The organism is Lachnospira sp. CLA-JM-H23 (assembly GCF_040096425.1).
GTDB classification, from domain to species: Bacteria; Bacillota; Clostridia; order Lachnospirales; family Lachnospiraceae; genus Lachnospira; species Lachnospira rogosae.
This window is the reverse complement of sequence record NZ_JBBMET010000002.1, coordinates 186,158-209,120: the sequence shown is the minus strand read 5'-3', so window position 1 is coordinate 209,120 and position 22,963 is coordinate 186,158. Positions and strand designations below refer to the sequence as shown.

Annotated in this window: 25 protein-coding genes; 2 read left to right on the top strand and 23 right to left on the bottom strand. The window is 34.4% G+C overall.

The genetic code is table 11. The features are described from left to right. Positions 1 to 13: 13 nt before the first annotated feature. Positions 14 to 1,153, top strand: coding sequence for a hypothetical protein (locus WMO42_RS03330; protein ID WP_349191560.1), 1,140 nt, complete (start codon positions 14 to 16; stop codon positions 1,151 to 1,153). 117 nt (positions 1,154 to 1,270) lie between these two features. On the opposite strand, the gene WMO42_RS03325 is transcribed toward WMO42_RS03330, so the two are convergent. The 6 genes from WMO42_RS03325 to der are packed head-to-tail and all read right to left on the bottom strand — an operon-like array spanning position 1,271 to position 6,038. After that, positions 1,271 to 1,915: a hypothetical protein gene (locus tag WMO42_RS03325; RefSeq protein ID WP_055174769.1), complete on the bottom strand. Its 645-nt coding sequence runs from the start codon at positions 1,913 to 1,915 to the stop codon at positions 1,271 to 1,273. Continuing rightward, positions 1,912 to 2,430, bottom strand: coding sequence for a pantetheine-phosphate adenylyltransferase (gene coaD, locus WMO42_RS03320; RefSeq protein ID WP_055174771.1), 519 nt, complete (start codon positions 2,428 to 2,430; stop codon positions 1,912 to 1,914). The genes WMO42_RS03325 and coaD overlap by 4 nt, the downstream gene beginning before the upstream one ends. Beyond that, positions 2,431 to 3,012 carry a 16S rRNA (guanine(966)-N(2))-methyltransferase RsmD gene (rsmD, locus tag WMO42_RS03315; RefSeq protein WP_278320339.1) on the bottom strand — a complete coding sequence of 194 codons (582 nt, stop codon included), beginning with the start codon at positions 3,010 to 3,012 and terminating at the stop codon, positions 2,431 to 2,433. It lies immediately after the preceding gene. Positions 3,013 to 3,021: 9 nt separating this feature from the next. Beyond that, positions 3,022 to 4,032, bottom strand: a complete 1,011-nt coding sequence (locus WMO42_RS03310; protein WP_055174776.1) for an NAD(P)H-dependent glycerol-3-phosphate dehydrogenase — start codon at positions 4,030 to 4,032, stop codon at positions 3,022 to 3,024. Between the two features lie 21 nt (positions 4,033 to 4,053). Beyond that, positions 4,054 to 4,713 (bottom strand): glycerol-3-phosphate acyltransferase, encoded by a 660-nt coding sequence (locus WMO42_RS03305; protein ID WP_055306613.1) that lies wholly within the window; start codon positions 4,711 to 4,713, stop codon positions 4,054 to 4,056. After that, positions 4,713 to 6,038 carry a ribosome biogenesis GTPase Der gene (der, locus tag WMO42_RS03300; RefSeq protein ID WP_022501737.1) on the bottom strand — a complete coding sequence of 442 codons (1,326 nt, stop codon included), beginning with the start codon at positions 6,036 to 6,038 and terminating at the stop codon, positions 4,713 to 4,715. Before der ends, WMO42_RS03305 begins: the two co-directional genes overlap by 1 nt. Before the next feature lie 142 nt (positions 6,039 to 6,180). Between der and WMO42_RS03295 the strand changes: the two genes are divergently transcribed. Next, a complete protein-coding gene (locus tag WMO42_RS03295) occupies positions 6,181 to 7,023 on the top strand; it encodes a hypothetical protein (protein WP_349191558.1) in 843 nt (280 codons plus the stop codon). Between the two features lie 176 nt (positions 7,024 to 7,199). On the opposite strand, the gene pgeF is transcribed toward WMO42_RS03295, so the two are convergent. From pgeF to WMO42_RS03210, 17 genes are all read right to left on the bottom strand, one after another. Continuing rightward, positions 7,200 to 8,147 (bottom strand): peptidoglycan editing factor PgeF, encoded by a 948-nt coding sequence (gene pgeF / locus WMO42_RS03290; RefSeq protein ID WP_318255799.1) that lies wholly within the window; start codon positions 8,145 to 8,147, stop codon positions 7,200 to 7,202. A gap of 32 nt (positions 8,148 to 8,179) precedes the next feature. After that, positions 8,180 to 8,617 carry a YraN family protein gene (locus WMO42_RS03285; RefSeq protein ID WP_349191557.1) on the bottom strand — a complete coding sequence of 146 codons (438 nt, stop codon included), beginning with the start codon at positions 8,615 to 8,617 and terminating at the stop codon, positions 8,180 to 8,182. Next, entirely contained in the window at positions 8,610 to 8,894 is a 285-nt protein-coding gene (locus WMO42_RS03280) for an EscU/YscU/HrcU family type III secretion system export apparatus switch protein (RefSeq protein WP_022501733.1), read from the bottom strand. The genes WMO42_RS03285 and WMO42_RS03280 overlap by 8 nt, the downstream gene beginning before the upstream one ends. Before the next feature lie 117 nt (positions 8,895 to 9,011). After that, positions 9,012 to 10,571 (bottom strand): flagellar hook-length control protein FliK, encoded by a 1,560-nt coding sequence (locus WMO42_RS03275; RefSeq protein WP_349191556.1) that lies wholly within the window; start codon positions 10,569 to 10,571, stop codon positions 9,012 to 9,014. Positions 10,572 to 10,591: 20 nt separating this feature from the next. Beyond that, positions 10,592 to 11,266, bottom strand: coding sequence for a ribonuclease HII (locus WMO42_RS03270; protein ID WP_055174792.1), 675 nt, complete (start codon positions 11,264 to 11,266; stop codon positions 10,592 to 10,594). Between the two features lie 40 nt (positions 11,267 to 11,306). Beyond that, positions 11,307 to 12,191: a ribosome biogenesis GTPase YlqF gene (ylqF, locus tag WMO42_RS03265; RefSeq protein WP_022501730.1), complete on the bottom strand. Its 885-nt coding sequence runs from the start codon at positions 12,189 to 12,191 to the stop codon at positions 11,307 to 11,309. Positions 12,192 to 12,289: 98 nt separating this feature from the next. Continuing rightward, the gene (gene lepB / locus WMO42_RS03260) at positions 12,290 to 12,850 is read right to left on the bottom strand and encodes a signal peptidase I (RefSeq protein WP_349191554.1); all 561 of its coding nucleotides are present in this window, start codon (positions 12,848 to 12,850) and stop codon (positions 12,290 to 12,292) included. Between the two features lie 141 nt (positions 12,851 to 12,991). Then, entirely contained in the window at positions 12,992 to 13,339 is a 348-nt protein-coding gene (gene rplS / locus WMO42_RS03255) for a 50S ribosomal protein L19 (protein WP_022501728.1), read from the bottom strand. Positions 13,340 to 13,475: 136 nt separating this feature from the next. Next, on the bottom strand, positions 13,476 to 14,123 hold the full coding sequence (locus tag WMO42_RS03250) for a DUF4234 domain-containing protein (protein ID WP_349191552.1): 648 nt from the start codon (positions 14,121 to 14,123) through the stop codon (positions 13,476 to 13,478). Between the two features lie 141 nt (positions 14,124 to 14,264). Next, positions 14,265 to 14,780 carry a ribosome maturation factor RimM gene (gene rimM / locus WMO42_RS03245; protein ID WP_022501726.1) on the bottom strand — a complete coding sequence of 172 codons (516 nt, stop codon included), beginning with the start codon at positions 14,778 to 14,780 and terminating at the stop codon, positions 14,265 to 14,267. Positions 14,781 to 14,804: 24 nt separating this feature from the next. Then, the gene (locus WMO42_RS03240) at positions 14,805 to 17,183 is read right to left on the bottom strand and encodes an AAA family ATPase (protein ID WP_090139971.1); all 2,379 of its coding nucleotides are present in this window, start codon (positions 17,181 to 17,183) and stop codon (positions 14,805 to 14,807) included. Then, positions 17,180 to 18,289 (bottom strand): metallophosphoesterase, encoded by a 1,110-nt coding sequence (locus tag WMO42_RS03235; RefSeq protein WP_349191551.1) that lies wholly within the window; start codon positions 18,287 to 18,289, stop codon positions 17,180 to 17,182. The genes WMO42_RS03240 and WMO42_RS03235 overlap by 4 nt, the downstream gene beginning before the upstream one ends. A 217-nt stretch (positions 18,290 to 18,506) precedes the next feature. Further along, on the bottom strand, positions 18,507 to 18,737 hold the full coding sequence (locus WMO42_RS03230; RefSeq protein WP_022501723.1) for a KH domain-containing protein: 231 nt from the start codon (positions 18,735 to 18,737) through the stop codon (positions 18,507 to 18,509). A 21-nt stretch (positions 18,738 to 18,758) separates the two neighbouring features. After that, positions 18,759 to 19,004: a 30S ribosomal protein S16 gene (gene rpsP / locus WMO42_RS03225; RefSeq protein ID WP_022501722.1), complete on the bottom strand. Its 246-nt coding sequence runs from the start codon at positions 19,002 to 19,004 to the stop codon at positions 18,759 to 18,761. A 35-nt stretch (positions 19,005 to 19,039) separates the two neighbouring features. Next, the gene (gene ffh, locus WMO42_RS03220; RefSeq protein ID WP_055174800.1) at positions 19,040 to 20,395 is read right to left on the bottom strand and encodes a signal recognition particle protein; all 1,356 of its coding nucleotides are present in this window, start codon (positions 20,393 to 20,395) and stop codon (positions 19,040 to 19,042) included. 20 nt (positions 20,396 to 20,415) lie between these two features. Then, positions 20,416 to 20,760: a YlxM family DNA-binding protein gene (gene ylxM / locus WMO42_RS03215; RefSeq protein ID WP_022501720.1), complete on the bottom strand. Its 345-nt coding sequence runs from the start codon at positions 20,758 to 20,760 to the stop codon at positions 20,416 to 20,418. 175 nt (positions 20,761 to 20,935) lie between these two features. Next, positions 20,936 to 22,921, bottom strand: coding sequence for a carbohydrate-binding domain-containing protein (locus tag WMO42_RS03210; RefSeq protein WP_349191550.1), 1,986 nt, complete (start codon positions 22,919 to 22,921; stop codon positions 20,936 to 20,938). Between the last annotated feature and the right edge of the window lie 42 nt (positions 22,922 to 22,963).

Below are 22,963 nucleotides of genomic sequence, written 5' to 3'. Positions count from 1 at the left end.
AGGAAATAAATATATGGGTAAAATCAAGAATTCTGCTTATTCTCCACAATTAAATAATAATCACAATAACACATATACACTTTCATTAATCAATAGATGTGATAATAGTTATTCGTCTAAAATAAACCATAAGAAATACAGCCATAATGTGATATTTCTTATAATGCTTATAATATTTCTTGTAACTGTCTGTTCACCACACATTATTATTAATGCAACGCTTAAAGGTATCAAATTATGGGCTTTGAGTGTTATGCCGGGATTGCTGGTGGCTATGATTATCACCGGCTGTATTAATTATTATATGCCAGTGAACAGCCGTCTGGGACTTGTATTTATTATATTTATAAGTGTGCTCTGTGGATTTCCAATAGGTGCTATTAACTGCATTAATTATAAGAAACAATCAGACAGCAGAATAATTGATAATATAACAGGATACTGTAATATATCAAGCCCCGGATTCGTTATCGGATACATATATTATGGCACCATAAATAACTCCATAACAATAATAAAATTCCTTATTGCTGTATATCTTCCTGTAATAATTCTGTGTGCTGTACAGCTTATTAAATATCCAGTGAATAACAATAATAATAAAAATAGTAATAAAGAACCAATTAATAATTGCACAGCAAAAATATTTTATAATAGGACATCTAATACCAGATACAAAGTTAACTTAAATTCATATAATATCCAACATACGGATAATATGTGTAATAACGGCAGACAACACACTATAAATTCACATAAGAATTTCTTCAATGTATTAGACAATGCCATAATAAAATCAATTGATAATGTATTAAAAATGTGTGGATATATTGTTATATTTTCCTGCATATGCTCTATGATAGATGTACTTTTTGGAAGATTTAATTATATCAATATGATTATATGTTCTCTGTTAGAGATAACTAACGGCATATATCTTATCGCTTCAAGTGATATCAGTGCTTCAGTTAAGGCTGCATTTATATTGACAGCCAATGCATTTGGCGGAATATCTACATTAATGCAGACAATAGGAATTACTGGAACATCTAATAACAATAACGGGATAAACATAAAAAAATACATATACCAGAAAATAATGTTAAGCCTCGCAACAGCCGGCATATCATTATTACTGATATATGTATTCTGATTAGCATTATATAAATTCATTAATATAATCTATACAGCAAATTATATTTCTTACATAAGCCTTATATTGTTACTATATATATTATATTGGTATTATATTTTTGTATTTATATTATAATTATTCAAGGATATCCTCATCCTCAAATTCTTCTTCATAACCATAGTCATCTGTGCTGTCTTCACGCTGGTCAGGTGCGTTATCTACAGCTTCCTCTTCTTCCTGTACAACAGGTGCTTTTAATTCATTACGATTATTATTGACAATCGAAAGAACATTTTCAAGACCAGACAATAAAGAGTCGTACTTCTCGCGGTTGTCACGGATAGACTTTTCGATTATATACTGAAGCTTCTCAAGCATATCATCTGTATAGTCCATAGCACCCTGACGTATGCTGTTGGCATCTTCTGTCGCACTGTCAAGAATAGCCTGTGCCTGTGCACTTGCCTGCTCTATAAGGGCATTAGCCTGTGCATATGCACGTTGCATAATCTCGTGTTCATTAATAAGTTCTTCTGTCTGTATCTGTGCAGCATTAATAATAGATTCTGCCTGTTCTTTTGCATCGGCAATTATGGCATCTTTGTTGTTAAGAATTTTCTGGTATTTCTTAACTTCTTCAGGTGTCTTTAATCTTAATTCAGCCAGCATATCTTCAAGCTGCTCTTTATTTACAATAATCTTAGTATTAGATAATGGCTGAAATTTACAATTATCTATGTAGCTTTCTATATCGCTTATAAGCTGTTCGATTCTACTCATTTTATATCTCCCTTTTCATTTGCCTTAATATTATAACTACTGCTGTATCGTTCTCTCACTATATCTACAATAGACTCTGGTACGAATTTACTTATATCGCCGCCATACATAGCCATTTCTTTAACGATACTTGAACTTAAATAAGCATATTTAAGACTTGTATTAAGGAATATTGTATCAATATCGGGAGCGGCTACTCTGTTAGTCTGAGACATAGCAAGTTCATATTCAAAATCAGTTACGGCTCTAAGTCCCCTTATTATAGCCTGTACATTATGCTCTCTTGCAAAATCTACAAGTAGTCCACTGAAACTTAAAATTTCGACATTAGGAATGTCTTTCGTAACTTCTTTTAACATATTAACACGTTCATCAACTGAAAACAATGGTGTTTTGGTACTGTTGTTTAACACACCCACGATAAGGTGGTCAACAAGTGCTGCTGAACGCTTTATTATATCAAGATGTCCTAATGTAACAGGGTCAAAGCTTCCAGGATATATAGCCTTTTTCATTTAGTCTGCACTTCCCTTCAGTCTTAAGAATAAATGTTTATTAGTCTTATATTTTTTTACCCGGTAAATATCAAAACCACATTCGTCAGCATAGTCAAGGTCAGCATCAAGCTTTTCCTCAACAATTATAATTGTATATTCATCTATAATATCTGAATTTCTAAGGGCTGCTAATACATCACGCTCATAATCATTAGAGTATGGTGGATCCATATAGACGATTGAGAATACATCTTTGCCCTTAAGCCTGTTGATTGCAGATAATACATCCATTTCCATAACATCTGCTTTATCAGCAAGCTTGGTAAACGTAAGATTATCCTTAATACATTCAACTGCCTTTTTTGAATTCTCAACAAGCACAGCCTTAGCCGCTCCACGACTTAAGGCTTCAATTCCAATTGCACCGCTTCCAGAATATAAATCAAGAAATTTACATCCTGGAATATCTGACTGGAGCATATTAAATAATGTCTCTTTAATTCTATCCTGAGTTGGTCTGGTATCTGTTCCTTCAATAGTTTTTAAAGGAAGACTTCTGGCCGAACCTGCAATAACTCGCATATGATTAACCTCTCGTATATTAATAATTTAGTGCCATTCAACATTGCCGGCTTCGATTTTCTTATCTCTTAACATAAGGTCTTTAACGCCATCTGCTGGAGATTTGCCATCAAATAACACCTGATTTACCTGTTCAACTATTGGCATTTCTACGTTGTACTTTTCAGCAAGCTTCTTAGCTGCCTTAGCTGCATATACACCCTCTACAACCATCTGTACTTCATCCATAGCTTCTTTAGTTGTATAGCCTTTGCCGATAAGAATTCCGGCACGTCTGTTACGGCTGTGCATACTCGCACAGGTAACAATAAGGTCGCCTATTCCAGACAAGCCTGAAAATGTAGCAAAATCCGCACCCATAGCAAGACCAAGTCGTGTTATCTCAGCAATCCCCCTTGTTATAAGTGCAGCCTTAGTATTATCTCCATATCCTAAGCCGTCAGCAATACCAGCAGCAAGCGCGATTACATTTTTCAATGCACCACCTATACATATTCCAAGAACATCAGGACTTATGTATACACGGAATACATTACTCATAAACATATTCTGCAAATATTCTGCATCTTTCTTGTTAGCTGTACCAATTACGCAGGTTGTAGGAATTCCCCTTCCAACCTCCTCAGCGTGGCTTGGACCTGATAACACAGCAACTACAGCCTGTGGAATTTCTTCCTTTGTTACCTCACATAATGTCTTTAAAGACTCCTCCTCAATACCCTTGCCGACATTAACGATATACTGTCCTTCTTTAACATATGGTGCGACGATTTTAGCTGTTGACCTTGTATAAGGAGAAGCAACCGCAAGTATAAGCACATCACTTTCAGTTACAACTTTTTCTGTGTCAGCACAGAATTTTACGCTTTCTGGGAATATTACACCTGGAAGACATTTTTTATTCTCTCGTGTGGCGTTAAGCTCATTAATCTCGTCTGGAAATACTGACCAGACTGTTACATCATGTCCATTATTATGAAGAAGCATAGCAAGACCAAGTCCCCAGCTTCCAGCTCCTAATACACCTATCTTTACCATTAATAATCCTCCATTACTGCATTACTTTTTTTCTCCAATTTTACGTTCTGTTCCATTAATAAGTCTTTTAATATTACCACTGTGACGTGCAACACCAAGAATAACGAATAATAACACAACTATAGAAGCCTCTATGAATTCATTATTGTTAAGTGGAAGCCATCCAACAAGCCCCCATATTACAAATTCTATAAAGAAACCAATTATGCCGGTAATAGAACCTAATGATACATATCTTGAGAACTTGGTTACTAATCCAAATGTTACCATTCCAAATATTGTAAACATAAAGCAATATTTAGGAAAAAGTATAAGACTTATTACTAATCCTGATGTAGCAGCAATACCTTTTCCACCTTTAAATCCAAGGTAGAACGGAAAGTTATGTCCAAGGACAACTCCAAATCCGCCATAAAGGATAAGAAGCATTTCTGATATATCTGAATTACTGCCATATATAAAATGTATGATTATGGCAGTAATGCAGGATTTAAAAGCATCCATAAAATATGTTATAAATCCGGCTTTCTTTCCAAGTGTACGCATAGTATTAGTTGTTCCAGCATTGCCACTGCCATAATCTCTTATATCAATATGATTAAACTTGCCAATCCAGAAACCTGTCTGGATAATTGCACCAATAAAATATCCTAGAATAAGACATATCAATCTGTTAAGCATTATTCTTTCTCCTTACGTTCCCTGTTAATAAACCTTATTGAAGTACCTCTGAAACCAAACGCTTCTCTTATACGGTTCTCAATATACCTTGTATAAGAGAAATGTGTTAATTCCTTATCATTAACGAACATTACGAATGTCGGTGGTTTAACAGAAACCTGTGTCATATAGTATATTCTTAATCTCTTACCCTTATCTGAAGGCGGCTGTTTCATAGCAACAGCTTCTGTAAGAATTTCATTAAGAACACCAGTTGGGATTCTCATAGTCTGGCTGTCGATTATAGTATCAATCAGCTCATATATCTTTCCAAGACGCTGTCCTGTCTGTGCTGATATAAATATAATCTCTGCATATGACATAAATGAAAGAGTATCTTTTATCTTGCTTGTGAATTCATATATTGTCTTGTCGTTCTTCTCTATGGCATCCCACTTATTGACAGCAATAATTATACCTTTGCCACGCTCGTGGGCTATTCCCGCAATCTTAGCATCCTGTTCAGTAACACCTTCTGTTGCATCAATTACAAGAATGGCTATATCACATCTTTCAACAGCTGCAACAGTTCTTATAATACTGTATCTTTCAAGATCTTCTTTTATCTTGCTCTTACGTCTAAGACCAGCAGTATCAATGAATACATATTCTTTCTTGTTATATGTTATAGTTGTATCTATCGCATCTCTTGTTGTTCCCGCAATATTAGATACAATTACCCTGTTCTTTCCAAGGAGCTTATTAATAATTGATGACTTACCAACATTGGGTTTACCAATAATGGCAACCTTTGGACGCTCATCTTCTTCCTCAGTTTCAGACTCTTGCGGAAAATGCTTGATAACCTCATCAAGCATATCACCAAGACCGAGCTTTGATGCTGCTGATATTGGATGCGGGTCACCAATTCCAAGGTTATAGAATTCGTATACATCAGGCATAAGCTTATCAAAGTTATCAACCTTATTAACTGCCAGAATAACAGGCTTTCTTGAACGGCGTAACATATCTGCTACTTTAGCATCTGAATCAACAAGTCCCTGCTTAACATCAGTAAGGAATATAATTACATCTGCCGTTTCAATAGCTATCTCAGCCTGCTCTCTCATCTGTGCAAGAATTACATCACTTGTATCTGGTTCAATACCACCTGTATCAATTAAAGTAAATGATTTATCAAGCCATGTAACTTCAGCGTATATTCTATCTCTGGTTACACCAGGGGTATCTTTTACAATAGAAATCTGCTGTCCTGCAAGATCGTTGAATAATGTTGACTTACCAACATTGGGACGTCCTACTACAGCGACTATTGGTTTACTCATATATCTGCCTCCGATTTAATTTCTTATTTTATGAAAAATTAACATACATAATCTAAAATATAATAACAGTTTAATTGCTTTTTGTAAAGCACTATGCTATTATACGGAATATTGAAAATGCTTAATTTATGGGAGGTTTTTCGTGTTTAATAAAGGTTTAATAAAAAAGCTGGCAGCAGTTGTTATGTCGGCAGTCACTCTGTTTTCAGTATCAGGATTATCTTCGGCATATGTTAGTGCCGCAGATACCAATCATTTTAAATTTGCTGATATAGATTTAGTCGTAGATGTTCCAAAAGAACTTATATGTTTTACAAGAACAACAACTAACAATAATTCATACCTCGAAAAGCTTGGGGTTGATGAGGCTGCTGTATTAACTAATAATATGATAGCCAATAAGATCTATCTTGAAGCTGTTCCAGAAGATGTTAATTATGAAGTTGTTATATATGGCAATACAGCTTCCAACAGTCTTAGCAGCTTTAATGAATTAGACGAAGATTCACTTGATTCATTATATAAAGAATATGTTGCCTCCCAGTCATCTATCAACAATGATAATATTAAAGAGGAACTGCTTAATTCCAGCATTGTCACAATCAATGATATTCCATATTTTGTGACAGATGTTTATTCATTATCTAATGATGTTACTGTATACACCAGAAAATATTATACGGTTGTCAGAGGGTATATATACACTTATGCAATACAGTCCAAGACTGATAAAGTAAGCGATGATATGAATAATAACCTTGTAAGCATAATTAACTCAGCCAAATACCAGAAAGTAAAGAATTCACCTTTGCAGAATGCCGTATTTACAGAAACTCTCTCTAATATTATTACGGTTGGTGTTCCGATACTTATACTTCTTGTAATATTACTGGTAATTACCAAGGTGGGTCCTAAGGGACGGGCTAAGAGAGTTAATGAGGAAGCACGATTAAGGGAAGAATATAAGAGAACACATAATAAATAAGCCTGAATTATAAAAATGAGCTGATACGCTGAATGATTAGTTAATATTAAATGATTAGCATTTAATAAATCATCTGCTTGGCAGCTCATTTTTTATAATCAATATTTATAATTTGTAATCGTTTATATTATATAATTCCTTATGAATGGAAAGTTTTTTAATTAACCATTTTTATATCAGATTAATCGCATATATATAAAATTACACATAATACCACGTCTTCCACCACTCGCCCTGTGTGAAAAAAGCAGCTCTTTATTACAGCTTGTACATACATCAGCTACATATATATTGTGTGGGAGAAGTCCTGCATTAATAAGGTTGATATAATTAGCAGCTATCAAATCCAGATGGTATTTGCCTGTATATTTATTGTCATCATCTGGTGTTAATATCAGCTCTGTCTCTTCGGCAGAATATACCTTCATAAATTCTATGGCAACATCTTCACTTACCTGATAGCAGTTCTTACATATTCCAGGACCAACAAATGCAATAATATCAGCTTCATTACAGCCAAAGCTTTCCTTCATACATTCAATGCCATTCTGTGATATATTGCCAACTGTTCCTTTCCAGCCAGAATGAAGTGCTGCTATAACACCTTTTTTAGCATCAACAAGAGTAACAGGAATACAATCTGCAAATGATGATACAAGACAAAGATTATTAGTATTAGTTATAATTCCATCTATATTATCGTAATTACGTTCTTTTATAATACCCATTCCTTTATTGGAATTATCGACAATTTTGATGTTTGTAGTATGTGTCTGCTTGGTATACACCATATTTTCAACAGGTATATCAATAGTATCAGCCATTAATTTAAAGTTGGCAAGTACATTTTCATAGCTGTCAGCACTATACTGCCCTACTGGATTGAAAGTCAGATTCATACTTTCATACATACCACTGCTAACACCGCCAAGACGTGTAGAGAATGCCTGCCTTATATAAGGATTGTTCACAAAAGGCTTAAATGTAAGGTATGGCACATTATCAGCAGAAACATTCGTTATAATTGTATCCGTAAAATTATCTTCATTACCATATTTTTCTATAAGTTTATGATACAACTCTTTTGTATTTAATCTTTTTAAATCGAATATGCTGTAAGGCATAGACACCTCCATTAATTCATTAATCATAAAATTCAAGAGTATTCAAACGCATTTTTTATATGTTTTATTGTTCCGTCTTTATATATTGCTATTACATCGAAGCGGCACGGATAATTGACATACCCGTATTTTACACAGAAATTCATAGCTGTATGACATATCTTTTGCTGTTTGTGAAGATTAACAGCCTCCAGCGGGTCGCCGAATTTTGAAGAACTTCTGTATTTACATTCTGTAAACACAAGCGTTGAATTACATTTTGATATTATATCAATCTCACCATATCTGGTTCTATAGTTTCTTGTAATAATTGTATGTCCGTTTTGTTCAAGAAATGCAGCAGCTAATGTTTCATATTCAGAGCCTGTAGCCCTGCTGTTTTTAGGTTTGTTTATATTATGCAATGCACTTATATCATCAAGTGTGCTGCTACTCTTAAACTTACTATTGTTCTTAGACTTATCAGCCATTAATTTTGCCTCGTAATTTATCTGTCTTGTCCACGAATACAAGTATTTCAGCAACTACTGTATATAATTCAGGTGGTATCATATCTCCTACTTCAAGATTAGACAATGTGTTGGCAAGCTTGCTGTCCTCATATGTTGGAACATCAGTTTCCTTAGCTTTTTCAATAATCTTATCAGCAAGATACCCTTTTCCTGTGGCTAGGATTTTAGGTGCCTGCTCACCTTTTTCATATTGAAGTGCAACCGCAATCTTTGGTTTGTTGTTATCCTTATCCATCCTAATCCTCATTTCTGCACAAAAATAAATTTTCACGCCCCTCTTTCATAGACTTTTATGACTTTATAGATATTTATGACTATATATATGATTATATATATTTATACTTTTATATATCTAAGCCTTTATATCAAATACATACTGTCCGCCATTGTCCGAATGTACATCTTTTTCTATAAAGTCTGTATTAAAATCAAAGTCATTTTCTTTATTAGACAAGGTCATCTCAAAATGTGTTGAATAACCAAGCTGTTCAAGACGTTCATTTAATTCATCAATATGAGCATATACAAAATCAAGCAATTCCTCTGTTTCAAGAATAAAATTCGTAGATACATTGGTATGATTAAGCTTTACATATACATCAACAGATCCAAGATTAGGCATATCCAGATGAAGCATAGCGCTTACTTCATCCGGATTGTTAGCAAGTGATTTTTTGTTAGTAAATACATACAAATCCCCATTGCCTTCGCTATCAGAGAATTTAAGCGGCATCTGGAAAAATGTCATATTCTTATTAAGGTCATTCATAAAATCAATATTGCTTTTTATGTCAGACATATTTTTAGCCAGATCATTATCTGCTTTACTGCTCTTTAATACATTTTCGACATCTTCCATTACTTTTTTGGTACGCTTGTAATAATTGGTGAGCGTATCAGGAGTGTCTGCAACATCTTTAGGTGTTATACGCATAGTTTCATTGATAAACTGATGTAAAAGCTTGTCAAATGTCGCTTTATTGGTTGGAAGAAATGCAGAGTCAGTTATTTTATTATTATTAAGAATAGCGTTGAGCATATCTTTAGTAGTCGTTGAAGGGTCATTTAATTTCTCTGCAATATCACCGTTAGAGCTTTCTGTTAATTGTCTTGATAATTCGTTAATAAAATCCTTGGAAAAGCTTTCTGTTACCAGTTTTGATGTAACATTTGTGTTATCATCTGCATTTCCATACATACTATTAATGACAGTATTAAGCTGTTGTATATCATCACGGGAGAAATCGCTAAATGCACGCATTATATTATCAGACAGTGCATTCTCCATAGTACTAAGCTGTCCGTCAAGCTTGGCATTAAATGTTTCATATGCCTTATAAAGATTGATATTCTCCTCTGTTACAGGCATATCAAGACGTACAAGATTGGCAATTGTCTTAATGTCACTATCCGGAAACTGTGCCATATATTTATTGACAGTATTAAGCATATCTGTATTAACCGGCATATTAAGGGATAACAGTTCTTTGACCATAGCTGTATTCTCCTCAGTAGGATACAGACCTGCCGCTTCAAGTGCTTTATCAATGAACATATTCTGCTGTTCATCAGCCGGCAGTACCTTTAATGAAATCTGATTATCCTTTACCTGATTGACTATAAATGTAACAACCTCTCCCTGCTTAACTGCCCCTTGGTTGGCTAAAGTTGCAGAAAGAAGAGAACCGTCATTAAGGCTTATAATTGCATTAGAATTATTTAATTCACTTATAAAGCCTGTCAGCACGCTTCCAGCAATAAGGTTTTTGATAAGCGAGCTGTTATTGGTAATATTTTGTGCCTGATTAATATTAGAGGCAGTATTCTGCTCAACCCTGTTGTTATTAACATCATATGACTGGCTCGTCTGTCCCAGAGTTGTTTTTAGTAATTGTTGTATATTAATATCCATAAGCCAGCCTCCATTTTATTTTAAGGACATATTTTTGTAATAAATGTTTTTCTATGTATAGGACAAGGTCCGATTTCTTTAAGAACATCTGTGTGAAGTTTTGTTCCATAACCCTTATGCTTGGCAAATCCATACTCAGGATATAACTCATCATAATGGTACATAAGCCTGTCCCTTGTAACCTTGGCAATTATACTGGCACTTGCAATTGAAAGACTTTTTGCATCACCCTTGATAATAGGTACTTGTTCAATGTCAACACCCGGTATTGTAACTGCATCGTTAAGTAATATATCGGGTTTAACCGTGAGGTTATTAATAGCTTCTCTCATAGCTTCATAAGTTGCATTTAATATATTTATCTCATCAATTCTTTCTGGTGATACAATTCCAACGCCTACACTTACGGCTTCATTAAGTATCACATCATATAACATTTCTCTTTTTTTCTCACTTAATTTCTTGGAATCATTCACATATAATATCCTGCAATCCTTTGGAAGAACGACCGCACCAGCAACAACAGGACCTGCAAGCGGACCTCTTCCAGCCTCATCTATACCACATATATAAGAAAATGCTTCATATTCCTTTTCATATACGCACATATTTTCAATACGTTCTTTTTCCTGTGCAAGCTTTAATGCTTTTTTAGCTTCACGTTCTTCTTTGGTTGTCTTAATCTTATCTGACATTGTTCTCTCCATTATCTTCTAAGTATCTTCTAAGCATCTTTTAAGGGGTTTCTAATGATATTCGTCCTAATCGTCCACTTCTGAAATCATCCAGAATAATATTAGATATTTTCTCGTAATCAATATTATTGCCCTTCTTGATACAGCCTCGCTTAACAGCCGCCTGTTCCATAATATATAACGCTACTGAATTATCTGGATTGATAGCATTTTCATCATAACTTGCGGCAGTCTTTTCTTTATCAAGACCGTAGCGTTCAATAACATTATCAGAATATTCACTATATATATATTTTATTGTATCGATAGCAAGCTCCTCGACATTAAGTATCTCATCATTCATAGAACCTATCATAGCAAGTCTTTTGCCGACTTCCTGATTGTCAAACTTAGGCCATAAAATACCCGGAGTATCTAAAAGCTCAACATTCTTATTAAGCTTTATCCATTGTTTTCCCTTAGTAACGCCCGGCTTATTGCCTGTCTTGGCACTAGCTTTTCCAGCATAGGAATTAATAAATGTTGACTTTCCGACATTAGGTATTCCAACAACCATTGCCCTTATTGGTCTGTTTAATATTCCTCTCTGCTTATTACGCTCTATCTTATCTGCACAGGCTGTCATTATAAGACCGTTGACCTGCTTAATGCCTGAATTATTTCTTGAATTAAGCTTAAGGCAGTATATATTATTTTCATTAAAATAATTAATCCACTGGTTAGTTATCTTATCATCTGCAAGGTCTGATTTGTTAAGAAGAATAATTCTTGCTTTATTGACCGCGAGGCTGTCTATATCAGGGTTACGGCTGCTTATAGGTATTCTTGCATCTACAATCTCAATAACCAGATCTATAAGTTTAATATTTTCTTCCATCATTCTTTTGGCTTTGGTCATATGACCGGGATACCATTGATAGTTCATTTTATACCTCATTTCTACAATTAATACGAATAATTAGTGTTTATATCATATCAATATCGATACTTTGATTAGTATCCATACTTTAATCTTAATAAATGCTATTTAATAAATTTAATATCTTCAAATGGACTAAGCACCATCCACGTCTTTCCTATAATATGCTTTCTTTTAACCATTCCTATACTTGAAAAACGGCTGTCCTCACTGTTGTTACGATTATCTCCAAGGCAGAAATATTCATCATCTCCGAGTTTTACAGGATTAATTGTCATACCTGCTGTTACAATATATGTATCAGTAATATCATTCTCAAGTAATTCTCCATTAATATAAATGTGTCCTTCTTTAATCTGGACAGTTTCTCCAGGAAGTCCGATAACTCTTTTAACATATAACTTGGAAGAGCCGATAGAGTCTGGTTCAAATGCTATGCAGTCAAAACGCTTAGGACCTTTTATTGCATATGCAAATTTATTAACAAGCACAGTATCATCGTTATTAATCGAAGATTCCATAGAACCTCCAAGTATAGTCGTTCTTGTGCAGCTGAATGAAACAAGCACATAAGCTGTTAATATAACCATTAAAATATCAAATATATATTTTAAAAGGTTAAGTAAAGTAGTATTTTCCTGATATCTTCTATGATATGAAATCATATTCTCCTCCAATCTATGATTTAGTATACAAATATACATTTCTATTTATTATACAAAATACATCTTTATGTGTCAAAAAAAGAATGTCACCTGTTACTATTAACATAACAAGTGACATTCTTTATAATGAGATAATAATAATTATCTAACTAATTCCTTAACCTTAGCAGCCTTACCTGTTCTCTGACGTAAGTAGAATAACTTAGCACGTCTAGCTTTACCGCGTCTTACAACTTCAACCTTCTCTACGATAGGTGAATGTAATGGCCAAGTCTTCTCAACACCGATACCATTAGAAATCTTTCTAACTGTGAATGTAGAACGAACTCCTGTACCCTGCTTCTTTAAAACAGTTCCTTCAAATACCTGAATTCTTTCACGGTTTCCTTCCTTAATCTTAGCTGATACTCTAACTGTATCACCTACATTAAATGCTGGTACTTCAGCCTTAAGCTGAGCATCTTCGATGTTCTTAATAATTGTATTCATGTGTGACCTCCTTATTATTCCGACGTTCTTAATGTGATATACACAACAGAGGACCATCTCTCTTTTTCACAACTTGATAAGGATAACATATATACTAATAATATGCAAGACCAAAATTTAATTAATTTATAAAATTTTAGTTATCTGACTTGTCATTATCAAACGGACTACCATAAGGTGCGTTATTCACTGAACCTGTATAACTGTTACCTGGTTCTTCACTGGCAGAGCTTCCATATGATGAACTGTCATTATTGGCATTGTTAAATACATTATCAGCATAACTGCTATCTGATGAGTAATTATCTGTATTACCGCTGTATGAGCTATCAGAAGCTGCATTGTAATTGTTGAATGAATTATTATCAGAATTATAGTTGTTATTGCTGTAACCGCCATTAAATCCATTATAACCATTGCCATTGAATGAATCATAATCTGAGATTTTATTGAGCTTATCCTGTGCAATAAGGTAGTTAACTATTCCCAGTCCCAAAAGCTGTAATACAATAAAAAGAATTTTGGAATTGCTTGAGCCATCTCCTATTCCTCTTGAATTAGCAGCGTAGTCAACTCTGTCACCAAGCTTGTAAGCCCAGTACCAGCCGTATATTCCACAGGTTACAATTGTTAACAAGAACGCTACCGGACCAGAAGCACTCTCATTATCATTGGCTGCCAGCTTAGAGTCGTCAGTAAGACATATAAACCAGTAAATGCCAAAAATTCCACAAGTAACAATCGAGAGAATGATGTACATTGCAATGTTTCGTTTCTGAATCATATAGTGATTCCTCCTCATATATAAATTATTGTGGGTTACTATATGTATATATTATGTCAATTCATATTAACCCACTTGTGCTTATTGTAGCATATATATCTCAAAAGTAAAATATGTATTATATTATTAATCAATATACTGTTAATTAATATCAAGCAGTCCTTTTAATATATGAACTGTAACTGTCCTGTTAGTCATATCATGGCTTAATATACACTGGTCTATTACTGGCAGATAATATATTTTGCCTGTATCAGAAGTAACCTCGTATACGTTGTTAGCTCCTGTTTCAATTACGTCTGTCAGATTGCCTAATTCTTCACCCTCATCTGTAATTACACGAAGTCCTATTAAATCACATATAAAATATTCGCCTGGTTCACATTTTACAGCATTATCACGTGTTACGAGCAGATCACATTTTGTATAGATTTCAATATCATTAATGTTGTCAAATTCTTTAAATTTCACAATTACATACTGTTTAAAGAACTTTACTGACTGCACTGTAACATTGACATTGCCACGCTTGCCCGCTATTATACATTCCTTTAATTTCTTAAATCTGTCAGGGTCATCTGTTGTAGGGAATACCTTAACTTCCCCTCTTATTCCGTGTGTCGATGTTATAACACCAACTCTTAATAAATCTTGCATATACACCTCTTAAATCGTAATTATTCATTTCATAGTTCTGCTGTTATGACAGGTAAAATATAATATCTGATACTTCTTCGCAAGCTTTTCAATCAGCCTGTGTGCATTATTAATAGAAAATGTATCCATATTTACAAATGGATCGTCCAATATTATAAACGGTTTTTTATCTTTATACATTGAATCAATAAATGCAAAACGCATACATATTCCAGCCAAATCCTTACAGCCTGAACTTAAGAACCTAATCTCCCTGTACTGCCCAGCTTCATTCTTTAAAAGATTATTATGTATATCAAAACTATACATATTGCTGTCTGTATTATCAGACACAATATCAAAATACTCTTTAAACTTAGCATTTACAGGTGCCTGATACTTCTTTGCATATGAAATCCTTGCTTTTTCAAGATAATCTTTAGCTTTTAACAGATTATTATAGTTGGCAAGGAGTGTTTCATAGTCTGCTTCAAGTCCATTTAACTGACTCTCATACGAACTCAGCTCATCAAGCTCATTTTCCTTGGAATTAAGCCTGCTGTTATATTCGTTAATAGTATTACTGCACAATTCCATACCAGACCTTATATTATTAAGCTGTGCATTAAGTTCAGTAATATCATAATCAGGCATATCATCTAGTTCACGAAGCATACTTAACTGCTGTTCATAATTAACATTATTCTGCCTGAAACGCTTAAATGCATTGTCAGCATCCATATAAGACTTTCTGTACTGTTCAATATAATTAATCCGTTGTCTTATACTGTTAAGCTTTGATATACATTCATTAATAGCATTATCAAAGCCCTGAATATCAGGTATTGCGGTATGTTCCATATAATCAGACATAAATGTATTAATACTTCCAATTATAGCTGTTACATTATACTCTTTCAACCTTTTATTATATTTAAGTTCTCTGTCCCTAAGCATTGAAAGTTCTTTCTTCTGCTGGCTTAACTGCATAAGTTCATAATATGTATCATCAATATTATGTTCTGGCACTATCGCTGATATCCATTCATCAATATCGTGCTGAAGCTTGTTATACTGTTTAGTAAGAGTATCCAGCTTTTCTTTTATAATATCATATTGTTCATTACGGATATTATAGGTACGCATATTATTCTTGTATCGGTCTTTGTTAACAAGACCATAAGCAATACCTCCCATTATACATACAATACCAAGTAAAAAAGTAATAACTGCCAGCGAAGGAATTATAATACCTGCAGCAATTAATATAATTCCAATAATAGCTGCCGCAATAGTAATAGCAGGCGAAGATTTCTTCGGCTTATCATATACAGCTTCATAATTAGCAGTAAGGTGTGCTCTTGTATCTTTAATATCCTGATATAGTGAAGACATTTTATTATATGCTTTCATATAATAATCAATCTCTTTGTCTGTAACATTAGAAAGTTTCTCTTCAAGGCTGTCAAGACGTTCTTTTTCTGACGAACTCAACTCAATGTGCTTTAACTGGATGGATATTTTATTAAGCTCATCTAAGTTGCTGAACTGTATACTTAACTTTTCAACAGACGGAAGTTTGCTATATTCTTCCTCATACTGCTTATAAGCTGTATAGCGTTCTGCAAGCTGCGAATTATATATATCATATTGTTCTTTAAAGGCTAAAAGATCTTTCCGTCTGGAAGCTTTATCAAGAATATCTGAAACAGACGTCTGCTCTTTATCAAGCCTGTTATATTCCTTCTTCTGTTCAGTGATTAATGAAATTGTCTGTTGTAGTGCCTGTTCAAGCTCATTCTTTCCCATAAGCTTTGCCTTAAGCCGTTCAATATCCTCTTTCATCTTGTAAAGCTGCCCGGTCTTTCTTTTGGGACTAAGCGAATTAATCTTATCATTCATATGTCCGATTACTTCATCATAATTATTAACATCTACATCATCTACGGCGTCACAGCCAAGAAGTGCCGCTATATCGCCTGTACTGCCGCTTTCACAATTATTCTGAAAAATGTAAGCTGTTTTTTCAAAAGAATCACTGTCAATTTCAAATATCTCTTTACCAATATCAGAAGTATAATCAAATGAATCTAATTTCGTTATAGTATCTACAAGCTTAAAGGTATCGTCCTTATCTTTAGCTTCAAAGGTACGGTATATTGTATACTGCTTATTATCAATCTCAAATGCAAGACTTCCACCATATAAGCCGCCCTGCCAAGGCTTAAACCGCCTTTTTTCATTAACATAATCATCTCTTTTACTGGTGTTATCAAAACCAAAAAACATAACCTTGATAAATGCTGCAAGCGTACTTTTACCCCAGCCATTTTCTTCTACAATCTGATTAATGCCATCTTCAAATACATAGTCAAAATTATTAAATTGTCCAAAATTATCAATATGTAAACTGATTAATTTCATATAAATTCCTCTCCTGATAACGCATCAATGCCTATCTTTATTATTGAAGCTTTCGTAATATCATCAAGTGTATCGTCACTTTCTACCAGTCTTACAAACTCCCCTTTTAATGACTTGTCATACTGGTATGAGCTGTAATCTACTTTTATTGAAGTATGGTCATATAATTTAAAATAATAATAGTCATTCTTAAAATTCTCAGTAATATATGTAAGGTTCTTCTCTGCGTTAATATCAATCTGTCCTGTAAGCACAACTTTGATAAGGCTTGCAGACGCATAATCTTTATTATAAAGAACCTCTCTTACTTTTTCTGCCATCTCTACTGAATTCATACATTCAGATATATCAACATCTTCTTCATACAAATTCCTGTAGGAAACACTGATAAATTCATTACCTACAAGCTTGTTATCCTTAATATCAAGAAGTACAAAACCGTGTTCACCACATTCATCAAAGCCTCGTCCTTCAAGGCATCCTGGATAACAATATACTCCCCTTGAATCAAGCTGTTCCATCTTGTATGAATGGATATGTCCCAGTGCGAGATAATCAATTGCCTTATTCTTAAGTTCCTTTAATGAAATTACCTCAGTCTTATCCTTTGACGATGACATAGCTTCCTGTCCGTGCAAAGTAACAATATTATAATTATTACTGTCAAGTACAAGTGAGTTATATATAACATTGGAATTATCTGCTGTTAATTCCACACCATTAATAGTAATTACTGAATTATCCTCTGGTGCTTCAATCTTATATGAAGTCCAGCTGTCATTAAACATCTTAATATTATCCGGTATTGTATCACAATCTATAAAAAGACTTTCTGCATCGTGATTACCTCTTAGATAATAAAATGTTATATCTGGATTGTTATTAATTGCAGACAGAAAAACATTTCTTGCATTAGCTGATATATTCTTCTTGTCATACAAATCCCCTGCAATAATAACAGCCTTCACAGAGTTATCTTTAGCATAAGCAATCATTCTCTCAAATGTAGCAAGAAGCTCAGCTTTTCTCTGCTTAGCCTGTTCCCTGCTTAGATTGCTTGTCATATTAGAATCAAGGTGCAAGTCTGCACAATGTATTATCTTCATAATGCTTCCCCACTTTTATCTTACTTAATTAATCTATATAATAATGCTGCAGCAATAATCTTATTATCCTGCGATTAATTATTTTATAATTATTGGCATTATATAATCATCAATTACATATATAATACACTATGTCGAACATATTTTCTATTGGTAGATATATACAAAATAAGCCATTATGCTTATACATTAAGCATAATGGCTCATTAACAGTGCATTAATTGTCTATCTCTACAATAACCTTTTTGTCGGTATTCGATGCGGCTGCAGATACAACAGCTCTAATAGACTTTGCAATTCTTCCGGATTTACCGATTACCTTACCAATATCTGAGGAAGCAACCTTTAAATTTACGATAATTGCTTTATCTTTCTGTGTTTCTGTTACTACAACCTCATCCGGATTATCAACTAGTGCTTTAGCGATAACTTCCACTAACTGTTTCATAGCTAAATACCTCCACTAGTCTTATTTTTCGATACCTGCCATCTTGAAAAGCTTTCCAACTACTTCTGTAGGCTGAGCTCCGTTTGATAACCACTTCTTAGCAAGTTCAGCATCAATGTTAAGCTTGCATGGATCGTAATTAGGATCATAAGTACCGATTTCTTCAATAAATCTACCATTTCTTGGAGATCTTGAATCTGCTACGATAATTCTATAGAAAGGAGACTTCTTCTCACCTAATCTCTTTAATCTGATCTTTACTGCCATTATTGTTTCACCTCCTGTAATTAATTATATCTATGTTAAAAAGGCAACTTAAAACGTCCCTTTTTAGCACCTTTCATCATACCAGGCATCTGTTTCATCATCTTCTTCATCTGCTCAAACTGTTTAACAAGCCTGTTTACTTCGCTGATATCAACACCAGCTCCTCGTGCTATTCTGTTCTTTCTTGATGGATTAAGAATATCTGGATTCTTACGTTCCTTAGCAGTCATAGAATGTATGATTGCTTCTGTACGCTTAAGATTAGCTTCTGCCTCATCTTCATCTGGCATCTGGATATTCTTCATATTACCGCCAAGTCCCATACCTGGAAGCATACTCATAATAGAACCTATACCACCCATATTACGAATCTGTCCCATATATTCAAGGAAATCGTCAAAATCAAATTCAGCTTTTTTAATCTTAGCTTCCATCTCTTTGGCTTTATCTGCATCAATCTGTGCCTCAGCCTTCTCAATGAGTGTAAGAACATCACCCATTCCAAGAATTCTTGATGCCATACGATCAGGATAGAACTGTTCAAGGTCTGACAGTTTCTCTCCCATACCAACATAAAGAATAGGCTTACCTGTGACAGCCTTAATTGAAAGTGCTGCACCACCTCTTGTATCACCATCTAACTTAGTAAGGATAACTCCGTCAATTCCAACCTTTTCATTAAATGAAGATGCTACATTTACCGCATCCTGTCCAGTCATAGAATCAACAACAAGAATAGTCTGGTCAACATTAACCTCACTCTTTATATTAATAAGCTCATCCATCATATTCTCATCAATATGAAGTCGTCCGGCTGTATCAAGAATTACTATGTTGTAATTATTCTCCTTGGCGTGTGCTATCGAAGCCTTAGCAATATCTACAGGGTTATGTCCTGTTCCCATAGAAAATACTTCAACGCCCTGCTTATTACCATTGATAGTAAGCTGTTCTATAGCTGCTGGTCTGTATACATCACAAGCTACGAGCAAAGGCTTCTTGCCCTTGGCTTTGAACTTTCCTGCAAGCTTGGCTGTAGTAGTTGTCTTACCAGCACCCTGAAGACCCGCCATCATAATGACAGTAATTTCATTCCCCGGCTTAATAGCAATCTCTGTTGTCTCAGAGCCCATAAGGGAAATCATCTCTTCATTAACTATCTTAATAACCATCTGTCCCGGTGTAAGACTTGACATAACATCCTGACCAATCGCACGTTCTTCTACTGACTTAATAAAGTTCTTAACAACCTTAAAATTAACATCAGCTTCTAACAGTGCCATCTTAACCTCTTTAAGTGCTGCCTTTACGTCAGCTTCAGAAAGGCGTCCTTTGCCGCGAAGATTCTTAAATATGTTTTGAAGTTTATCTGAAAGACTGTCAAATGCCATTATATATCCTCCTAAAATGTTTAATAATCTTCGATAATTTCGTTAGACAGGTCTTTGATCTCTAATATCAGCTTCATATCTGGTGAAGCAATATAAGAATCAACAAGCTCGTCTATCTTGGTTACTTTGGCTTTAGTATCCATAAATTTCTCAATAAGATGAAGCTTGGACTCATATCCTTCTAATGTATTGGATACCCTCTTGATAAGGTCGTGAACACCCTGTCTTGATATATTATATTCATCAGCAATCTCACTTAAAGATAAATCGTTAAATACAGCATCTTCATATACATTGCGCTGATGTTCATTAAGCAGTTCGCCATAAAAATCATATAATAATGTCTGTTCTACAATACGTTCCACAACACACCTTAACTTTCTGATTCAAATGATTTATAAGCCTTGAGTATAATATCATAGCAAATAAAAAGTGTCAAGCTTTTTTACTTGACACTTTTAAATATTTTTTATTTATTTTTTAAACCATAAAACACACTGGTTATTCGTGTTAAAACAGCTTTTAATATTTATCTGGTTATTACATTCTGTTATTCATCTGTGGTGCACTGCCATTAGAGCTGCCATTATTCATATTAGGCATATTACCACCATTGTTAGATGAATTGCCGCCCATTGATGGCATATCACCAGAGCTGTTTCCATTCATATCAGGTGCTCCATTGCCTGACATATCTGGCATTGAGCCGTTAGAATTACCATTCATACCATTATCTGATGAACCGTTATTAGGCATACCTGAGCCGCCATTGCCAGGCATATTCATTCCACCAGCTTTGCCAAGACCGCTTGAAACATTGCTTGTGACATCAGATGTAACTTCAATTGATAATGTAGTGCTTCCTGCTGTAATGTTATAAGTGTTACCTGTTGTTATCTTATCTGAATATACAATTGCTGCGGCATAAGCCTTTGATGGTGTATATGATAATATTTCATTGCCATTTGAATCGCTTAATGTATACTTGCTGCCTCCGCTTACAGATGTAAATGCAGTAACTATACAGGCTCCATTACTTGCACCTTTTGGAATTTCAAGCATTCCGCTTGAGCCAAATGCCATAACTGTTCCACCATTAATTGTACAACTGTCATCATAGTCAATTGCTGTATCGCCGTCCGAGGTTGGACCAAGTACAACGATATATCCACCATTTATTATAATGGAGCCATTGGCATCAAGTCCGTCACCGCTTGCATTTATCAAAAGATTACCGCCATTAATTGTTATACTTCCATCAGATGAATTAATGCCGTCATCACTTGAAACAACGCTTATATCTCCATCATTAATAACTATGTCATCAGCTTCAATGCCTTCATAGCACTGTGTTATATTTATTGTTCCACCATTGACAGTAAGCAAGTCATCCGCATGTACTCCGTCATCACCTGTAGCTGCATTTATAGTACCACCATATATATAGATTTCTGAATTGCAATGTACAGAGTCATCATCAGAGTCTATTGTTATGTCTCCGTCATTGATTATAAGCATATTGCCAGCTTTAATACCTTTTCTGCTCTCAACTGTATCATCTGTGGTAGTTGTTGTCTTATTGTTATTAAAACCAAAACCACCACGGTCCATATACATATTATCTGTATGTGTCTGTGTTGTATCAGCCGCACCATTATTAGTCTTTATATTAATAGTACCATCATTAATAACAAGTATATTTTCAGCCTGTATGCCATCATTAGAAGCCTTAATAGTTATATTACCGCCTTCAATGATAACATTTCCTTTAGTTGTGTCTGTATCATAAGTTGACTTAATCCCGTCTGAACCTGCATTAATATTAATATCACCCGCTACAACTCTGCATAGATCTTTACCGATTATACCGTCCTCAGTACTTGTTATGTTTAATGTACCAGATACGATAATGCAGTCATCTGTACTCTTAATACCATTGCGGTATCCAGCATTGACATTTAATGTACCATTTCCATTGATTATTAAATCCTCTTTAGAATATATAGCGGCTGAATAATCTTCTTCTGTAGATAAACGACTGCTGTCTGTAATTGTATTAGTTGTGTTATCGGCAAGTGTAAGTATAACTTTCTTGGCATTTAACACCTTAATTGGTGCTGTTGTTGTATTGCTTATAGAAGCATTATTAAGAATTAATCTTACAGTTCCCTTATCTGTCGTATTAACGATTATATTTCCTTCTGTTACATTTCCTGATATAACATATGTTCCTGCTTTAGTGATTGTAACTGTTGAACCTGATATTTCAACCGATGAACTATCAGAACTAATCTGGCTTCCAAGTGTAATATGTGAAGCTGATGAATCATCCCATGATGATACCTTATCTTCATCATCTAATTCGATTGATAAATCTGAATCCGCACTTGAGGCAAGTTCCTCGAGTGATACAATGCTCTGGCTCTCTGTTGTTGTATTGTTATTATGAGTATTAGAACAGCCTGTAAATACAGCCCCCATTAACATAGCTGCTATTGTTGCATATAATAATTTATTCTTTACCATATGAGTCATCTCCTTTGTTGTTTATGCGATTATCATAATGGC